Source organism: Mariniluteicoccus endophyticus, assembly GCF_054780035.1.
In genome coordinates this window covers 11,710-26,511 of the sequence record NZ_BAAGXC010000016.1, presented here as the reverse complement: position 1 = coordinate 26,511, position 14,802 = coordinate 11,710, and the positions used below count along the sequence as shown (strand labels likewise).

Sequence of the window (14,802 nt, the reverse complement as noted above, 5' to 3'; positions counted from 1 at the left end):
TGATTCGGCACGCCTGCGCGGCCGTCGTCTCATCGCCGCAGGATCGCCACGCACTCCACGTGATGGGTCTGCGGGAACAGGTCGAACGCCCGCAACCCGTCCATCCGCCAGCCGAGCCCCAGCAAAGTCGCCAGGTCACGTCCCAGCGCCGCCGGGTCACACGCGACGTACGCGATCGCCCGCGGAGAGCGTGCGTCCACCGCGGTCACGACCTTCCTGCCCGCGCCGGCGCGCGGCGGGTCGAGCACCACCAGATCGGTGCGCCGCGGCATCCGGTTGAGCACCTGCTCGACGCGCCCGGCGGTGAACCTCGCACCGGGGACGTTGGTACGCGCGTGGGCGATCGCGGACCGGTTCCCCTCGACACCCCAGACCTGGGCGCCCCGATCGGCGAGCGCGCCGGCGAACAGCCCCACACCGCAGTAGAGGTCGAACGCCCTCTCCCCCGCCCGCGGCTCCAGCCCGGCCACGACGGCGGAGACGAGCGTGTCGGCGGCCCGCGGATGGACCTGCCAGAAGCCCTGGGCATCGACGGAGTACGGCCGTCCGTCGGCCCGCTCGGTGACCACGGCGTCGTCGTCGCCGACGAGGGTCACGGCGCCCGAGGCCGCGTCGACGACCGACACGGGCGTCCCCGGGCCGAGTGCGGGCAGCGTCCCCGGCTCACCGCTCGCGATGAGGCAGCCGGTCTCCGGCACCGTGACGACGCGGCTGGACCTGTGGACCCGCAGGCCCAGCGGGCGCTCTCCGTCGCCCGTCGCGGTGTACCTCATGCGGGTACGCCAGCCGGTCACCGGCGCGACCCCCTCGACGTCGCCGTCCCAGACCACCCCCGCCATGCGTTCGAGCTGCTCGGCGACCACGGCCCGCTTGAGCCCGCGCTGCGTGGCGGCGTCGGCGTGCTGGAAGTCGCAGCCCCCGCAGCCGCCCGGCCGGGCCACCGGGCACGCCGGCTCGACACGGCCAGCAGCGGGCTCGACGACCTCGACGGCGTCCGCGCGCCAGAAACGGTCCTGGGAGGCATCGGTCACGCGTACGCGCACGACCTCGCCGGGCAGGGCGTGGCGCACGAACAGCACGCGCCCGTCGTGCCGGGCCACGCAGTGGCCCCCGTGGGCGACGCTCTCGATGATCACGGGTCCAAGCAGCTCGCCGGGCGGGATGGAGGTCACGCCGCCACTGTAGGCGCTGTGGCGACGCGGGCACGCCCGCTGCGGTAGCGTCGGTCGGGATCTTCGTCGAAGGAGCACCGTGCACATCGTGATCATGGGCTGCGGCCGCGTGGGCTCACGCCTCGCGCGCAGCCTCGAGAAGCGGGGCCACAGCGTGGCCATCATCGACACCAACCCGGAGTCGTTCCGTCGTCTCGGCCCTGGTTTCCAGGGCCGCACGATCAAGGGCGTTGGCTTCGACCGCGGCATCCTGATCGACGCCGGGATCGAGCACGCCGACGGCTTCGCAGCCGTCTCCAGCGGCGACAACTCCAACATCCTGGCCGCCCGCGTCGTGCGGGAGGCGTTCGGCGTCGACAACGTGTGCGCCCGCATCTACGACCCGGGCCGCGCCGAGGTCTACGAGCGCCTCGGCATCCCCACTGTCGCCACGGTGAAGTGGGCGTCCGACAAGGTCCTGCGCCGGCTCCTGCCCGAGGGCTCGGAGCCAGTCTGGCGCGACCAGGCCGGCCACGTCCGCCTCATGGAGGTACGCGTCCACCCGGCCTGGGTCGGTCGCACGGTCGGGTCGATGCAGGACGCCGCGCGTACGCCCATCCCGTTCCTGCTGCGCACCGGCACCGGGCTCGTGCCCCAACCGGGCACCCTGTTCCAGGACGGCGACCTCGCGTACGTCGCCGTCGAGACCGATCGGGTCGGCGACGTCGAGGCCATCCTCGGCGCCCCACCCGCCCGCTGACCCGCGCCAACCGCTGACCCGCACCAGGAGAAGCCATGAGAATCGCCATCGCCGGGGCCGGCAACGTCGGCCGCTCCATCGCCCGCGAGCTCATCGACCACGGCCACGACGTGCTGCTGATCGATCGCGACCCCAATTCGATCAAGCCCGACAGCGTGCCCCAGGCGGAGTGGCTGCAGGCCGATGCCTGCGAGCTGACCTCGCTCGAGGAGGCGGGCCTCGACTCGTGCGACGTATCGATCGCCGCCACGGGTGACGACAAGGCCAACCTCGTCCACTCGCTGCTCGCCAAGACCGAGTTCGGCGTGCCGCGCACCGTGGGTCGGGTCAACCACCCCCGCAACGAATGGATGTTCGACGAGGTGTGGGGCGTCGACGTGGCGGTGTCGACGCCGCGGCTGATGTGCGCCCTTGTAGAGGAGGCCGTGACCGTCGGCGACCTCGTCCGCCTGTTCACGTTCGAGAACGGCACCTCCAACCTCGTCGAGCTGACGCTCCCCGAGGACAACCCGGTCATCGGGCGACGCGTCGACGAGGTCGACCTGCCCGGCGACGCCATCCTGGTGGCGATCATCTCCCAGGGGCGCGCGAGCGCCCCCGAGAAGGACATCGTGTTCCGCCCCGGCGACGAGCTGCTGTTCATCACCAGCGACGCCCACGAACGCGAGCTGGCCGACCGGCTGTCACCCAAGGGCGTCACGCCGCAGGTGGTGCAGAACACCAACCTCCCGCTCTGACCTGCGCGCGGGCCCGGACGCGGGTCAGGCGTCCATGCGCAGCAGGCGGTAGCGCGGGTTGTAGATCTTGCGGACGGTTCCGTTGCACGAGACGCGGCCCTCGACCTCGAGGATGCTGCCGACGGCGATGCCGCCGATGGTCCGCCTGCCCATCCAGATGATGGTCACCGAGCCCGACCCGTCGTCGAGTTCCGCGACGAGCCGCGGCGCCTCGGCCTCAAGGCTGGGCGTGACCGATCGCAGCTCCCCCCGCACCGTCACCACGCTGCGATCGGTGCACGAGCGCACCGGCTGTGCGTCAGGGTCGGGCTCGGGCGGGCGCGCCGGGGCCGCCTCGACGGCACCGAGGCGACGCAGACGGTCGAACAGCCCGGGCACGGTCAGGCCTGGGCCTGCTCGGCGTCGGCCTGCTGCTGGGCGGCCTGGAGCTCCGGCGGGAGGGTGAGGGCGAGCACGTCACCCACGGGCATCGGGGTGTCGCCACGGCGCACGACGACATCGCAGAACGCGTCGTAGAACGGGCCGACCAGGTCGTCGTCGTGCTCGTCGGTCATCGCCGCCTGGCCGAACAAGACGCCGCGCAGGAGCCAGCGCGGCCCCTCGGCGACCCACGTGCGCGACGGCTGGAACGCGAGCTGACCCTCCGGCGTCTGGACCGGCAGGTTGCGGACGAGCTCGGTGCCGAACGGACCCTCGACACAGTCGGCGGTGCCGCCGGCGGCCTGGGTGCCCTCGATGATCTCATCGCGGATCTCGGCCCACATGCCGGGCGTGCGGGGGGCGGCGTACGCCGACAGCTCGATGGCCGACTCGTCCTTGACAAGCAGCGCCGCGATGATCTGCTGGGAGTCCTCGGTGACCTGGAGCCGGATTTCGCACTCGGGCAGCGGCGTGATCACCAGCGAGCCGAAGTCGAGCCGCTCGATCTCGTCGTCGTCGAGGTCGACCTCCTCGATGTCGAACGGGCCGTCCTCGCGCCAGTCGCGGGACCTGTCGAACTCGGCCCAGCGCTCGGCCTCCTCGTCGGTGTCGTCGCCCGCCCCCGGCAGGGGGCCCTCGGCCTCGTCGGCCTCCGTGTCGTCCGTGTCGACCGCTTCGTCGGGCTCAGCCTTCTCGTCGTCCGCCGCGTCGGCGTCGAGGGCCTCGGTCGTCTCGACCTCAGGTGTCTCGACGTCCTCGTCGGAAGCCTTCTTCTTGCGCCCAAAGATCATGGGGTGCCCTCTCCTCGCTCGGGGGTTCGACATCGCGGCGTACGACATCGCAGTCTGTCAGTTCGTGGGGCCGCCTTCAAAGGCCCGGGTGCCGGTCGATCCGTGTCCCAGCTCACCCCGTTCGCTGGCGCCCAGCTCGTCGACGACGACCAGCCTCGCGTACGCCACGCGCTGGACCACCAACTGGGCGATGCGGTCGCCGCGCTGCAGCCGGACCGGGGTGGCCAGGTCGGTGTTGAGCAGACACACCTTGATCTCGCCACGGTAGCCCGCGTCGACCGTGCCGGGGGCGTTGACGACCGTCAGCCCGTGCCGCGCCGCCAGTCCGGAGCGCGGGTGGACGAACGCCGCGTAGCCGGGCGGCAACTCGATCGCCACGCCCGTGCCGACCAGGCGCCGCTCGCCCGGGCCGAGCACGACGTCCTGGGTGGTCATCAGGTCGGCCCCTGCATCGTCAGCGTGCGCGTACGAGGGCGCGGGCAACCCGGCGTCGAGCAGGCGTACGCGGACCTCGGGCTGGTCCAGCCCAGCGATCGGTTCAGGACACATCGGTGCGCTCCTGGAGCCGTGCCCCGATCTGGGCGGCGAGGTGCTCGGCACGGCGCGACGACACCAGCCAGTAGGGGTGTGGGTCGGCCGGGTCGTCGATGGTGACCTCGACGGCCTCACGGATGTAGCTGCGCATCTCGAGGTGGGCGCGGGCATCGGCCTCGGTGCGAAGCCGCCGCTGGGTGGCCTCGGGGTCGAGATGGCGTACTCCGCCGACCCAGCGCCACTCGATCCGGCTGTCACCGACCTGGAGGGCCTCGTCGTCCACGACGATGCGGGTGCCGCCGTAGGACAACACGACCGCGAGGGCGACCGCGGTGAAGAGGACCGTCATGAGGGCCGCGGCCGCCGGGCCGAGGCTGAATGCTCCTGCGACGAACACCGACACGACGAACACCGCGAGGACGGCCCACCACGACGCGGGCACCGACAGCCGTTCCCGGAACGCTGGACTCGGCACGACTCACCCCTTCTCGACCGACGCCCCAGGTCCGGGCGTCCCTGCGAGCGTACTCCAGCGCCCGGTAGGGTTGGTGTAGTCGAACCAATACGAGGAGGCCCGCATGGGACCCACGCAGGGACTGGTCTGGAAGATCTACACCGGCGTCCTGGGCGCTGTCACGACGATCGCCGCCCAGAAGATCGTCACCAAGGGCTGGGAGCTCGCCACCGGCGAGGAGCCGCCGGAGCCCGGCGATCCCGACACCCCGCTCACCGCCGCGCTGTCGTGGGCGCTGGCCAGCGCGATCGGCGTGGGTGTCGTCCAGCTGATGACGAACCGCTTCACCGCACGCCGTTTCCGCGCCAACTTCGTCGAGGGGGAGCCGAACCCCCGGCCGATCAAGCTCAAGATCTGAGACCGCGACGACGACGGGCCCCGGAGCGATCTCCGGGGCCCGTCGTCGTTGGTTCGCGCTGTCCGTGCTCAGCCGGCACAGTCCATGCAGTAGGCCTTGTCGCCCTTCTCCTCCACGATCTGGGAGCGGTGGCGAACGAGGAAGCAACCGGCACAGGTGAACTCATCGGCCTGGCGCGGCAGCACCCGGACGGTGAGCTCCTCGTGGGAGAGATCGGCGCCGGGGAGCTCGAACGACTCGGCCGCCTCGACCTCGTCCTCGTCGACCTTGCCCGACTGGGCGTCGTTGCGGCGGTTCTTGAGCTCCTCGATGGAGTCTTCGGTGCTGTCCTCTTCGGTCTTGCGCGGTGCGTCGTAATCGGTCGCCATGGGGCCCCTTCCTCAACAATCCAAGCCCCGAAGAACGGGGACGTCGGGCGACAACGGCCTGCAGGGTCGGGATTATTCCCGGTCCTGCCTGTCGGTCCGGCGTATGGATATCACACCCCGTGGGCGCGTGCACCATCTGACGAGAACATTCTCAAGTGCCCTTCAGCCTCTCAGGTGGGTCGGTCGACCCGGTCGCACCGGCGCCGGGCAGCAGACGGCCGGGCACGTCGAGGTGCCGGAACACCCTCCGTCGACCACCTGCGCGTCGCCGGCCTCCCCCCGGGCCTCCGCCGCGCGCTCCTCCATGAGGTCGACGAGCGAAGCCACGAACGCCGGATGGGTGCGTGCGGTCGCCGCCCTGGCGAACGCGAGGCCCAGCTCGCGCGCCGTTGCGGCCGCCTCGGTGTCGAGGTCGTGCACGACCTCCATGTGGTCGGAGACGAAACCGATGGGGCTCACGACCACGGCGGTCACCCCGTCACCCGACAACGAGGCGAGGTGGTCGTTGACATCGGGCTCGAGCCAGGGCTGCTGCGGTGGGCCCGAACGCGAACAGTAGGCCAGGGTCCAGGCCGGGGTGCGCCCGAGGCGCTCCCCCACGGACTCGGCGACGCGCCGGGCAACGACGCGGTGCCACGCGACGTAGTGCCCCTCCGCGGGCCGCGGCTCGGTGCCGGACGTTGCGTTCATCGACGTGGGGATCGAGTGGGTGACGAACACCAGGTGAGCCTCGGGCCCGACCGCGCCGTACGCGTCGGCCACGGCATCCGCGTTGGCGGCGACGAAACCCGGGGTATGGGCGAGGTGGCGTACGCGGTCGACCAGGGGTGCCTCGGACCCGAGCGCGGCCCGGGCCCGCTCGATGTCCTCCAAGTATTGGCGGCACGAAGAGTAGGAGGGGTATGCGCTGGTAGTCAGCGCCAGCACCCGGCGGCGTCCGGCGCCGGCAAGCTCGGCGATGACGGCGTCGGTGTGGGGCACCCAGTTGCGGTTGCCCCAGGCGACGGGGACGTCGTGGCCCCGCGCGGCGAGCTCCGTTCGCAGGGCCGAGAGCAGCGCGCGGTTCTCGTCGTTGATGGGGCTGCGGCCCCCGCGGGCGAAGTAGTGCTCCCCCACCTCGACGAGTCGTTCGGTGGGGATCCCGCGCCCGCGCGTCACGTTCTCGAGGAACGGCACGACTTCGTCGGGGCCCTCGGGCCCCCCGAAGGAGAGCAGGACGATGGCATCGTAGGGGTCCAGAGACATATGACGAGTCTCTCACCACCACCGACACGCCCGCTGGCGAACGCGCCTCGGTGTCCGCCGACGGCCCCGGCCGCTAACCTGACCTGACACAACCGAACCCCGCGCACGGCGTGCCGCCGACCGCTAGGTTGGGCCTGCTCTTGTAACGTCGGGAGGAACGGGACGCCATGCGCATCGCGCGCCCACTGGGCCTCAGCCCCGATGGTGCGGTGCTCGTCGTCGTCACCGACGACGGCGAACAGCTCGGCGTCCCGGCCGACGCGCGACTGGTCGCGGCCCTGCGCCGGGACACGCCACGACTGGGACAACTGGAGATCGAGATGGACAGCCAACTTCGACCACGAGAGATCCAAGACCGGATCCGAGCCGGGCAGAGCCTCGACGAGGTCGCCCGTGAGGCGGGCGTGCCCACCGAGCGCATCGAGCCCTTCGCCGTCCCCGTCCTTGCCGAGCGCGCCCACGTCGTCGGTGTGGCGCTCTCGTCGGCCGTGCGCCGCCGGGGCGAGACCCACGGACACCGCAACCTCCGCCAGACCGTCGCCGAACGGCTCGTCTCGCGCGGCATCGACCCCGACACCGTCGACTGGGACGCGTGGCGCAACGCCGACCGTCGCTGGAGCGTCCGCGCGGCGTACAAGTCCGGCAGCGCCGACCGCGAAGCCCTGTTCGGCTTCGACCTGGCCGGGCGCTTCTCGTCGGCCCAGAACGACGACGCCCGCTGGCTTCTGGGCGAGCCCTCCCCGTCGACGGGTCCCCAGCCCGGCCGCAATCGCCCTGTCGCCGACGACGACTCCGACGAGCTCGCCCTCCTGCGTGCGGTGTCCGAGGACGTCGACGAGACCGACCCGGACGCCGAGCCCACCGTCCCCACGCCCCGGCCGGATCAATCGGGCCAATTCGACCAGTTCGATCGGTTCGACCAGTTCGATCAGGCGGTCGACGCCGAGGTCTCCGGCCCCACCCGGACGCTCCGCAGCGTGCCCGACCTCACCGACGAGCGCGACGCCGGCGACGAGGCCCACCAGGACGACTCCCCCGCCGGGTCACCCACCAGCCAGCCGAGCCCCCAAGACATCGGCGAGGAGGTCGAGGCCGAGCTCGACGCCTACGACGTCTTCCCCGAGGGACACTCCGAGCTCGACGTCCTCTACGACATGCTCGGCGGCATCAACGAGGACTCGATCAACGTCTACGCGGGGCTGGACCAGCCGGTGGTCGACTACTCGGGGTCCGACGACCTCGGTGCCGAACCGGCCGACGAGGACATATCCGAGCCGAACACATCGGCTGGGCAGCCGTCCGACCTGCCGGAGGCCGAGCCCACCGCCCCGGAGCCCGCCACCCAGGAACGCCGGACGTCCGACGACCGGCCCGACCGTGGTGACGAGGCCGCGCCCAGCTCGACCCACGCGCCCCGCCCGGTGCCGGAGATCGGCCCCGAGCCGGAGCCCGCACCGGACCTCGAACCCGTCCGCCCCGCCACGCCCGTCGAGCCGGAGCAGCTCTCGCTGATCGACGCTCTCGACGACCACGATGCCGAAGAGGTCGCCGCCCCGGTGGAGAAGAACCTCCCTGCCGCGTCCACCGACGCGGCCACGGAGGACGAGGTCCGACCCTCCAGCCCTGCGGAGGTCGCAGCCTCGGCGAAGAAGGCCGAGGAGACCGACGCCGGCACGCCGGCCACGCCCGAACGACTCAAGCCGAAGCCGCGCAAGCGCAAGGGACGGGCATCGGTGCCCAGCTGGGACGAGATCATGTTCGGCGGACCCGCGCCGAAGGAGTGAGGGTCGCGCCGCAGGGGCGATAGCTGGTCAGCCCCTCGCCACGGGCGGCGCGGGCGCCACCGAGGGCGAGGAACTCGGCCTCGCCGGTGTTGCGGGCGTGACGGGCGACGGGCGACGGGCGACGGGCGACTCGATCGGGCCCTCGTGCCCACCGTGGGTGATCACCACCTTTGTGTGCCACCGCCGGGACAGGATGCAGTCGCTCACGCTCCTCGGCGAGCATTCCACCGGAGGCCGGCGGGTGACCCGGTGAGCCCGGGCGTTGACCTTGGTGCAGAACTGCTCGCACGCGGCTTCCAGGACACCCTCGGCGGCTTGACGCCCATCGAGTTCGAAGTCATGCTGGCCAAGCCGCTCACACTCGCGGCCCAACCGAACCTGTCACCAGCTCGTTCCTCATGCCCGCAAGCAACCGCCGATCACGAGCCTGAACGGCGAAAGTGTGATGTCCCAGACAGGTCGTGCTCAACCCCCCGGTGTCGAACATCATCGGAATCTGGCTCATGCCGCTGCTGGTGTACTTCTCGTCCGCTGCGGTGCTGGACCGACTCCTGTTCAAGCGAACCCGCAACCCGTATCTGGGTGGCCTCATCATGGGGGTGCTGATGACCATCATCTCCTGCGCGAACACGCTCACGCAGGTCTGATCAAACGACCGGTGGCCGGGGCCCAGCCCCGGCCACCGGCCTTCCCTCGGACAGGAAGCGGCTTCGACGGGCGGCTGTCACGCCCCGGCCTGCGACACCTCGGCCGTCACGGCCGCCGCGTCGCCCCCACGGTCCACGAGATCAGCGACTCCATCCGCCCGGCCGCCCGCAGATCGTCCTCGACGGTGCGCAGGCGGTGCATCGCGTATCACCCTCCAGCTCGGCACTCAGCTCGTCGGCGCTGATCAGCACGTTCATCTCAGTCCTCCTGGTCCGGCGACCCGAACGGCAACGGGTCGGGGCTGAGGGTCGCCCGGGCCACCATCCGGCTCACCTTGCGCCGGTGGTGACGGCGGCAAAGGACCTCGTACGCCACCTCCGGCACGTCCTCGGCCGGGGTGTCGGCCGCGGTCGTGTCCCCGACGACGACCTGGCTCCCTTCGGTCACCATCTTGCCGTTGATCGTGCGCGCGTTGTGGGTGCCCCGCTGGCCGCACCAGCACAGCGGCTGGACCTGCAGGGTCTCGATGCGGTCGGCGAGCTCGACGAGCCGCTTGGAGCCGGGGAACATCTCGGTGCGGAAGTCGCTGAGGATGCCGAAGGCGAACACGTCAAGGTCGAGCTCGTCGACGATGCGGGCGAGCTGGTCGACCTGTTCGGGGGCGTAGAACTGCGACTCGTCACAGATGAGGTAGTCGATGTGCCCACCCTGGGTGAGCTCGTGCACGACGTGCTTCCAGAAGTCGAAACCGGGCGCGACCTCGGTGGCCCGCTCCTGCAGACCCAAGCGCGAGGTGATGACAGCCTCCCCCGACCGGTCGCGGCAGGTGAACAGCTCGCCCCGGCGTCCGCCGAGGCGCTGCGTGTGCTCCATCTGCAGCGCCAGGGTCGACTTGCCGCAGTCCATGGGGCCGGTGAAGAAGACGAGATCTGCCACGACCCCCATCCTCCCGGGGAACGCCTCCGAACCCCAAGTCGGGGGCGGCCGTCAGGAGACGAGGAGGGGAACCGTCATCTCGACCGGGGTCAGCGACCCGTGCATGCCGACCAGCCCGAGCTCGCGCGGCAGGCGGCGCGTCATCAGCGCCCAGTCGGTGCGCTGGGCCACCAGCACGTCGCCGAAGCGCAGGCGGACGTGGTCGGCCACGGGACCGAACCAGCCCTCGTCGATGGCCTCGTCGCGCGTACGCACCCAGGCGTGGTCACCGAGGCGGTCCGCGTAGCGGCGGGCGACCTCGTCGGGCCGGCGGGTGAAGAGCTGACGCAGGCGGCCCTCACCGGCGATCTCGTCGATGTCGGCGTCCAGACCGGGCTCGTCCTCGACGATCAGGAAGTTGCGGCCCGGGATGTCGATCATGCCGTGGTCACCGGTGACCACCAGGCGGACGTCGTCGGGCAGCTCGGCGCGCAGCCGCGCGCACAGGGCGTCGACCCGGCGCAGGTGGGCGTGCCACTGGGGTGATGCGACGCCGAGCCCGTGACCGGTGTGGTCGAGCTCGCGCTCGTACGCGTACACCAGGGTCCGATCGGCCCCGGTGGCCGCGGCGACGGTCCTGGCTACCCGGTCGTCCTCGTCAGCCTCGTCGATGCCGTGGAAGACCGGTCCGCGCAGGGAGGCCCGCGTCAGTCCCGACCCCTCGAAGCGGGCCGGGGAGACCGAGCCGACCGCGACCCCGGCCGCGGCGGCCATCTGGAACCACGTCGGGCACGCCTGGAAGTCGTCGGGGGCGACGTCGACGTCCCACAGCAGCGGGTTGAGGATCTGCCCGGTCTCGGGGACGCGGCACATGTAACCCGCCATGCCGTGCTCGCCCGGGGTCCGCCCCGTGCCCAGGCACGTCAACGAGGTCACGGTGGTCGACGGCACGCCCGACGTGATCGCTGTCGCGCCCTCGCGCAGCCTGGTCAAGAACGGCGCTTCGGCGGCGGCACCGGCCAGGACGAGGTCCCCGAGCCCGTCGACGAGCATCAAGACCCATCGCTCCGCCTCGGGCAGCCCCAGCACGTCCTCGGCACCGGGGACGCCGAGCTGGGATGCGATCGACGGGAGGACGTCCGACAGCGTCGAGCGCCCATAGGCAGGCAGGACCATCTCCTGCGGGAACACCGCCATCAGCGGCCGCCGACGTTCGTGGCCACCGTCCCGCGTCCGGTGACGCGTTGGAGCGCGGTCGAGAACGCCACGAGCCGGCGCACGTTGTCGGCGCCGTCGGCGGCCACCGACATGCGGACCGTCAGGTCCTCGGGGGCCATGGTGCCGGTCAGGCCGTGGTCGGCCTCGCACGACGGGTCGGCGCAGCCGGCGGGCTCGAGGTCGATGCGGCGCATCGCGCCCCACGACACCGACAGCCACGCCTCGGCGGCGACGGCACCGGGCCGGAACGTCTCCGGACGGTCGACGACGCGGGTGAGGGCGACGGCGTTGACGGAGGTGAGGTCGATCGACTCCGTGGAGGAGGCGGCCTGCGGGACGGCACCGACGCGTCCCTCGGCGGGCTGCTCGTCGGTGTGGCCGATGAGCAGGCGCGTCGGGGTGAGCACCAGCACGGTGAGGTGGCGGCGGATCTCGTCACGGTTGAACGTGGGCTCGTGGTGGACCACGTAGTCGGTGAACGGCTCATCGCCGAGCGCCAGCAGGATGGAGTCCTCGACCAGCGCCGGGAAGTAGCCGCAGTTCTCGAGGTCGGCACGCAGGCCGGTCAGAAGATCGGCGTCTTGGGAGGTCATTGCGCCATCCTTGCACGAATCGACCGGCGGCCGCCGCGCGCCGGGGCCGTCACTCGAGCGAGCGCGACTGGGCGTCGCGTTGGTCGGTGGACGGGCTCACGCGTACGGTCGCGCCGACGACGGCGAGGCCCTGCGCCGAGGCGATGCACGGGGTGAGCGTGACCTCGGCCAGCTGGGGATGGTCGTCGGCGAGCCGTGCGACACGGCCGAGCAGCTCCTCGATGGCTGCCCGGTCGGCGCCGGGTGCGCCGTCGTGCCCGGCCAGCGTGGGGGCGGCCCGGAGCTCGTCGATCATGCAGGCTGCGTCCGCCGTGGTCAGCGGCGGCACGCGGTGGGACACGTCGTCCAGGAGGTCGGAGGCCAACCCGGCGAGGCCGATGCTGATGATGGGTCCGAAACCGGCGTCCTCGCGGCTGCCGACGGTCAGCGCGACGCCGGTGGGTGCCATCGCCTGCACGACCGGCGCGGCGAGCCGTTGCGGCTCGACGCCGTCGGGCACGTCCAGACCGAGCTGTTCGACGAGGAGGCCGAGGTCGCACCAGGCCTCGAAGACCTCCGTGTCGGTCTGGAGGTGTCGGAAGACGCTGGGGGCGTCCGGCAGCCCGCGCACCGCCGGGTCGGTGGCCTTCAGGACCACGTCGCCCGCCACCGCGGCAGCGGCTGCGATGGCCTCGTCGACGGTCGTCACGTGGGTGCGGGGCACGACCTCGATGCCGTACGCGTCCAGCAGCGCCCGCGCCTCCGCAGCGGTCAGGGTTCGGCCTTCGGGAGATGCCTCGAGGACGCCCTCGATGACGCCGGTCGCCGCGGCCGCGTCGACGTCGATCTCCGCGACGGTGCCGTGGTCGGTCTCACGCCAGCGCGCGTACTCGGTGACCTGCCCGAGGGCGGAGATCGCGTCGGCATAGCTCGAGTAGGTCGGCAAGCCTCCCTCGACGTCGTCGTCGTGGTCGTCCGCGGCGACCCGGACGAAGTCGGCGAACACCCCCAGCACGGGCTTGGTGGCGTCGTGTGCCACCTCCGTGAGCGCGTCGTGGGTCGCGTCGGCGGTCGAGGAGAAGATGTCGACCACGCACACGACCACCGAGTCGACACCGCCGTCGGTCAGCGCGGCGCGGGCGGCCTTCGCGTACGCCTCCGCGGGCGCGCTGAGCGGGAGGACGACCTCGTCGCACACCAGCCCGTTGCGGCGGCCCACGCGCTTGATGTGGCCGTACAGCGCCGGCGAGTTCGTGATGACGCGTACGCGGTCGCCGGCCGGCAGCGGCTGGCGGGCGAGGATCTGGGCGACGTCGTACATGGCATCGCGGCGGGAGCAGACGATGATGCCCGACTGGCGGAACATGGCGTCGACGGCACGCTCGCCGGCCAGGGCGAGGCCGCGGGCCGCGCCGTGACGCGACTCGCGCTCCGACCGCCCCGGGGAGAACAGGACGACGGGCTTGCGAGACGCGAGCGTACGGGCGATGCGGGTGAACTTGCGCGGGTTGCCGATGCGGTCGAGCGACAGCAGGCACAGGCGCGTGGCGTCGTCGTCCATCCAGTACTGCATGACGTCGTTGGCCGTCACGTCGGCGAACAGCCCCGACGAGATGAACGAGGCCAGACCGAGGTTCTGGTCGATGGCCGTCGACAGCAGGATCACCGCGACGCCGGACGACTGGCAGAACATGCCGATCCCGCCGCGGCGCGGCATGGGGGCCGGGCTGGCGTTGAGGCCGGTGGCGGTGTTGATGATGCCGAGCGCGTCGGGGCCGAGCGCGCGCAGGCCAGCGGCGCGTACCTGGGCGACGACGGCGCGGTTCTGCTCGCCGCCGAACTCGCCGGCGTGCAGGACGTAGAGGCCGAACGCACCCGCGGCCTCGGCACGCTCGATGACCGGTCCGAGCTCGTGGTGGGCCAGCGAGGTGACAACGATGTCGACGGGGTTGGTCTCGCCGAGGTCCGCGAGCGCCAGCGCCGGGACGCCGTCGACGTGACCGTCATCGGTGCAGACCACGACGACAGAGCCGGTGAAGCCGCCGTCCAGCAGGGAACGCGCGAGCTGGCCGGCACGGTCGGCGGGGGCCACGACGGCGAGCCGCTCGGGGTGCAGGAGGCGGCGCACGGAGTTGGCCTCGGCACGGTGCTCGCGTCGCTGCATGACCTCGACCGATTTCTGCGTCGGCGAGATGGGGAACTCCACCATGATCATGCCGTCCTCGTACCCACGGTGGACGGTGTAGCCGGCGTCGACGAAGACCTGGGCCATGCGACGGTTCTGGGGCAGGATCTCGGCGACGAAGCGCTGGACACCGCGCTCGCGCCCGGCCTCGGCGAGGTGCTCCAGCAGGAGCTGGCCTACGCCCTTGCCCTGCACCGAGTCCTCGACGAGGAACGCGACCTCGGCGTCGGAGTCGCTGATGCGGTCGTAGCGCCCGACCGCGACCATGTTGCCCGCAACGGTGAGGATCAACGCCACGCGGTCGCAGTGGTCGACGTGGGTGAACCGGCGCACGTCGGCGTCCGACAGGACCGGGTAGGGGGCGAAGAAGCGCAGGTACTTCGACTCCGGCGACACCCGCGAATAGAAGGCCACGAGCAGCTCGTCGTCGGTGGGCAGCATGGGCCTGAGGTGGGCGGCGCTCCCGTCGGAGAGAAGCACGTCGGCCTCCCACTCCTGCGGGTACGCCGGGTCCGCCGCGGCGTCGTCGTCGCTGGTCACGATGCCAGCCTAGATGACCCTCGACCCGGGGTGGGGTGAACGCCCCCGATGCTGGGTCGTTA

At 71.7% G+C, this 14,802-nt stretch carries 16 protein-coding genes; 5 read left to right on the top strand and 11 right to left on the bottom strand.

The features are described from left to right. Positions 1-29: 29 nt before the first annotated feature. Positions 30-1,172 carry a class I SAM-dependent RNA methyltransferase gene (locus ACYVGD_RS05440; RefSeq protein ID WP_460741972.1) on the bottom strand — a complete coding sequence of 381 codons (1,143 nt, stop codon included), beginning with the start codon at positions 1,170-1,172 and terminating at the stop codon, positions 30-32. A 94-nt stretch (positions 1,173-1,266) separates the two neighbouring features. Here ACYVGD_RS05440 and ACYVGD_RS05435 point away from each other — a divergent pair, with 94 nt between their 5' ends. After that, on the top strand, positions 1,267-1,911 hold the full coding sequence (locus tag ACYVGD_RS05435; protein ID WP_460742473.1) for a potassium channel family protein: 645 nt from the start codon (positions 1,267-1,269) through the stop codon (positions 1,909-1,911). A gap of 35 nt (positions 1,912-1,946) precedes the next feature. After that, positions 1,947-2,648: a potassium channel family protein gene (locus tag ACYVGD_RS05430; RefSeq protein WP_460741971.1), complete on the top strand. Its 702-nt coding sequence runs from the start codon at positions 1,947-1,949 to the stop codon at positions 2,646-2,648. Positions 2,649-2,672: 24 nt separating this feature from the next. On the opposite strand, the gene ACYVGD_RS05425 is transcribed toward ACYVGD_RS05430, so the two are convergent. From ACYVGD_RS05425 to ACYVGD_RS05410, 4 genes are read right to left on the bottom strand one after another with little or no spacing between them, the layout of a single operon-like run. Continuing rightward, positions 2,673-3,026, bottom strand: a complete 354-nt coding sequence (locus tag ACYVGD_RS05425) for an OB-fold nucleic acid binding domain-containing protein (RefSeq protein ID WP_460741970.1) — start codon at positions 3,024-3,026, stop codon at positions 2,673-2,675. A gap of 2 nt (positions 3,027-3,028) precedes the next feature. Continuing rightward, complete coding sequence (locus ACYVGD_RS05420; protein ID WP_460741969.1) at positions 3,029-3,859, bottom strand: DUF3710 domain-containing protein; 831 nt, start codon at positions 3,857-3,859, stop codon at positions 3,029-3,031. A 57-nt stretch (positions 3,860-3,916) separates the two neighbouring features. Then, complete coding sequence (dut, locus tag ACYVGD_RS05415; RefSeq protein ID WP_460741968.1) at positions 3,917-4,408, bottom strand: dUTP diphosphatase; 492 nt, start codon at positions 4,406-4,408, stop codon at positions 3,917-3,919. Next, complete coding sequence (locus tag ACYVGD_RS05410; protein WP_460741967.1) at positions 4,398-4,868, bottom strand: DUF3093 domain-containing protein; 471 nt, start codon at positions 4,866-4,868, stop codon at positions 4,398-4,400. Before ACYVGD_RS05410 ends, dut begins: the two co-directional genes overlap by 11 nt. Before the next feature lie 103 nt (positions 4,869-4,971). Here ACYVGD_RS05410 and ACYVGD_RS05405 point away from each other — a divergent pair, with 103 nt between their 5' ends. Continuing rightward, the gene (locus ACYVGD_RS05405) at positions 4,972-5,265 is read left to right on the top strand and encodes a DUF4235 domain-containing protein (RefSeq protein ID WP_460741966.1); all 294 of its coding nucleotides are present in this window, start codon (positions 4,972-4,974) and stop codon (positions 5,263-5,265) included. Between the two features lie 68 nt (positions 5,266-5,333). Here the strand turns inward: ACYVGD_RS05405 and ACYVGD_RS05400 are convergent, their stop codons facing one another. Both ACYVGD_RS05400 and ACYVGD_RS05395 read right to left on the bottom strand, forming a co-directional pair. Further along, positions 5,334-5,633, bottom strand: coding sequence for a DUF4193 domain-containing protein (locus ACYVGD_RS05400; protein ID WP_460741965.1), 300 nt, complete (start codon positions 5,631-5,633; stop codon positions 5,334-5,336). A gap of 162 nt (positions 5,634-5,795) precedes the next feature. Next, positions 5,796-6,878 (bottom strand): ferrochelatase, encoded by a 1,083-nt coding sequence (locus tag ACYVGD_RS05395; protein WP_460741964.1) that lies wholly within the window; start codon positions 6,876-6,878, stop codon positions 5,796-5,798. Positions 6,879-7,045: 167 nt separating this feature from the next. Here ACYVGD_RS05395 and sepH point away from each other — a divergent pair, with 167 nt between their 5' ends. Next, the gene (gene sepH / locus ACYVGD_RS05390; protein ID WP_460741963.1) at positions 7,046-8,662 is read left to right on the top strand and encodes a septation protein SepH; all 1,617 of its coding nucleotides are present in this window, start codon (positions 7,046-7,048) and stop codon (positions 8,660-8,662) included. 461 nt (positions 8,663-9,123) lie between these two features. After that, on the top strand, positions 9,124-9,309 hold the full coding sequence (locus tag ACYVGD_RS05385; protein WP_460741962.1) for a hypothetical protein: 186 nt from the start codon (positions 9,124-9,126) through the stop codon (positions 9,307-9,309). A gap of 259 nt (positions 9,310-9,568) precedes the next feature. Here ACYVGD_RS05385 and ACYVGD_RS05380 read toward each other — a convergent pair whose 3' ends face one another. Genes ACYVGD_RS05380 through ACYVGD_RS05365 form a run of 4 tightly spaced genes read right to left on the bottom strand, consistent with a single transcriptional unit; the run spans position 9,569 to position 14,740 of the window. After that, on the bottom strand, positions 9,569-10,246 hold the full coding sequence (locus ACYVGD_RS05380) for a thymidine kinase (RefSeq protein ID WP_460741961.1): 678 nt from the start codon (positions 10,244-10,246) through the stop codon (positions 9,569-9,571). 51 nt (positions 10,247-10,297) lie between these two features. After that, entirely contained in the window at positions 10,298-11,422 is a 1,125-nt protein-coding gene (locus ACYVGD_RS05375; RefSeq protein ID WP_460741960.1) for an alkaline phosphatase family protein, read from the bottom strand. Beyond that, complete coding sequence (locus ACYVGD_RS05370) at positions 11,422-12,036, bottom strand: DUF5998 family protein (protein WP_460741959.1); 615 nt, start codon at positions 12,034-12,036, stop codon at positions 11,422-11,424. Before ACYVGD_RS05370 ends, ACYVGD_RS05375 begins: the two co-directional genes overlap by 1 nt. 49 nt (positions 12,037-12,085) lie before the next feature. After that, entirely contained in the window at positions 12,086-14,740 is a 2,655-nt protein-coding gene (locus ACYVGD_RS05365) for a GNAT family N-acetyltransferase (protein WP_460741958.1), read from the bottom strand. Between the last annotated feature and the right edge of the window lie 62 nt (positions 14,741-14,802).

Coding starts and splice junctions, on each gene's coding strand:
- ACYVGD_RS05395 (WP_460741964.1), bottom strand. CDS start 6,878: ATGTCTCTGGACCCCTACGATGCCATCGTCCTGCTCTCCTTCGGGGGG.
- ACYVGD_RS05405 (WP_460741966.1), top strand. CDS start 4,972: ATGGGACCCACGCAGGGACTGGTCTGGAAGATCTACACCGGCGTCCTG.
- dut (WP_460741968.1), bottom strand. CDS start 4,408: ATGTGTCCTGAACCGATCGCTGGGCTGGACCAGCCCGAGGTCCGCGTA.
- ACYVGD_RS05435 (WP_460742473.1), top strand. CDS start 1,267: ATGGGCTGCGGCCGCGTGGGCTCACGCCTCGCGCGCAGCCTCGAGAAG.
- ACYVGD_RS05420 (WP_460741969.1), bottom strand. CDS start 3,859: ATGATCTTTGGGCGCAAGAAGAAGGCTTCCGACGAGGACGTCGAGACA.
- ACYVGD_RS05370 (WP_460741959.1), bottom strand. CDS start 12,036: ATGACCTCCCAAGACGCCGATCTTCTGACCGGCCTGCGTGCCGACCTC.
- ACYVGD_RS05430 (WP_460741971.1), top strand. CDS start 1,947: ATGAGAATCGCCATCGCCGGGGCCGGCAACGTCGGCCGCTCCATCGCC.
- ACYVGD_RS05375 (WP_460741960.1), bottom strand. CDS start 11,422: ATGGCGGTGTTCCCGCAGGAGATGGTCCTGCCTGCCTATGGGCGCTCG.
- sepH (WP_460741963.1), top strand. CDS start 7,046: ATGCGCATCGCGCGCCCACTGGGCCTCAGCCCCGATGGTGCGGTGCTC.
- ACYVGD_RS05400 (WP_460741965.1), bottom strand. CDS start 5,633: ATGGCGACCGATTACGACGCACCGCGCAAGACCGAAGAGGACAGCACC.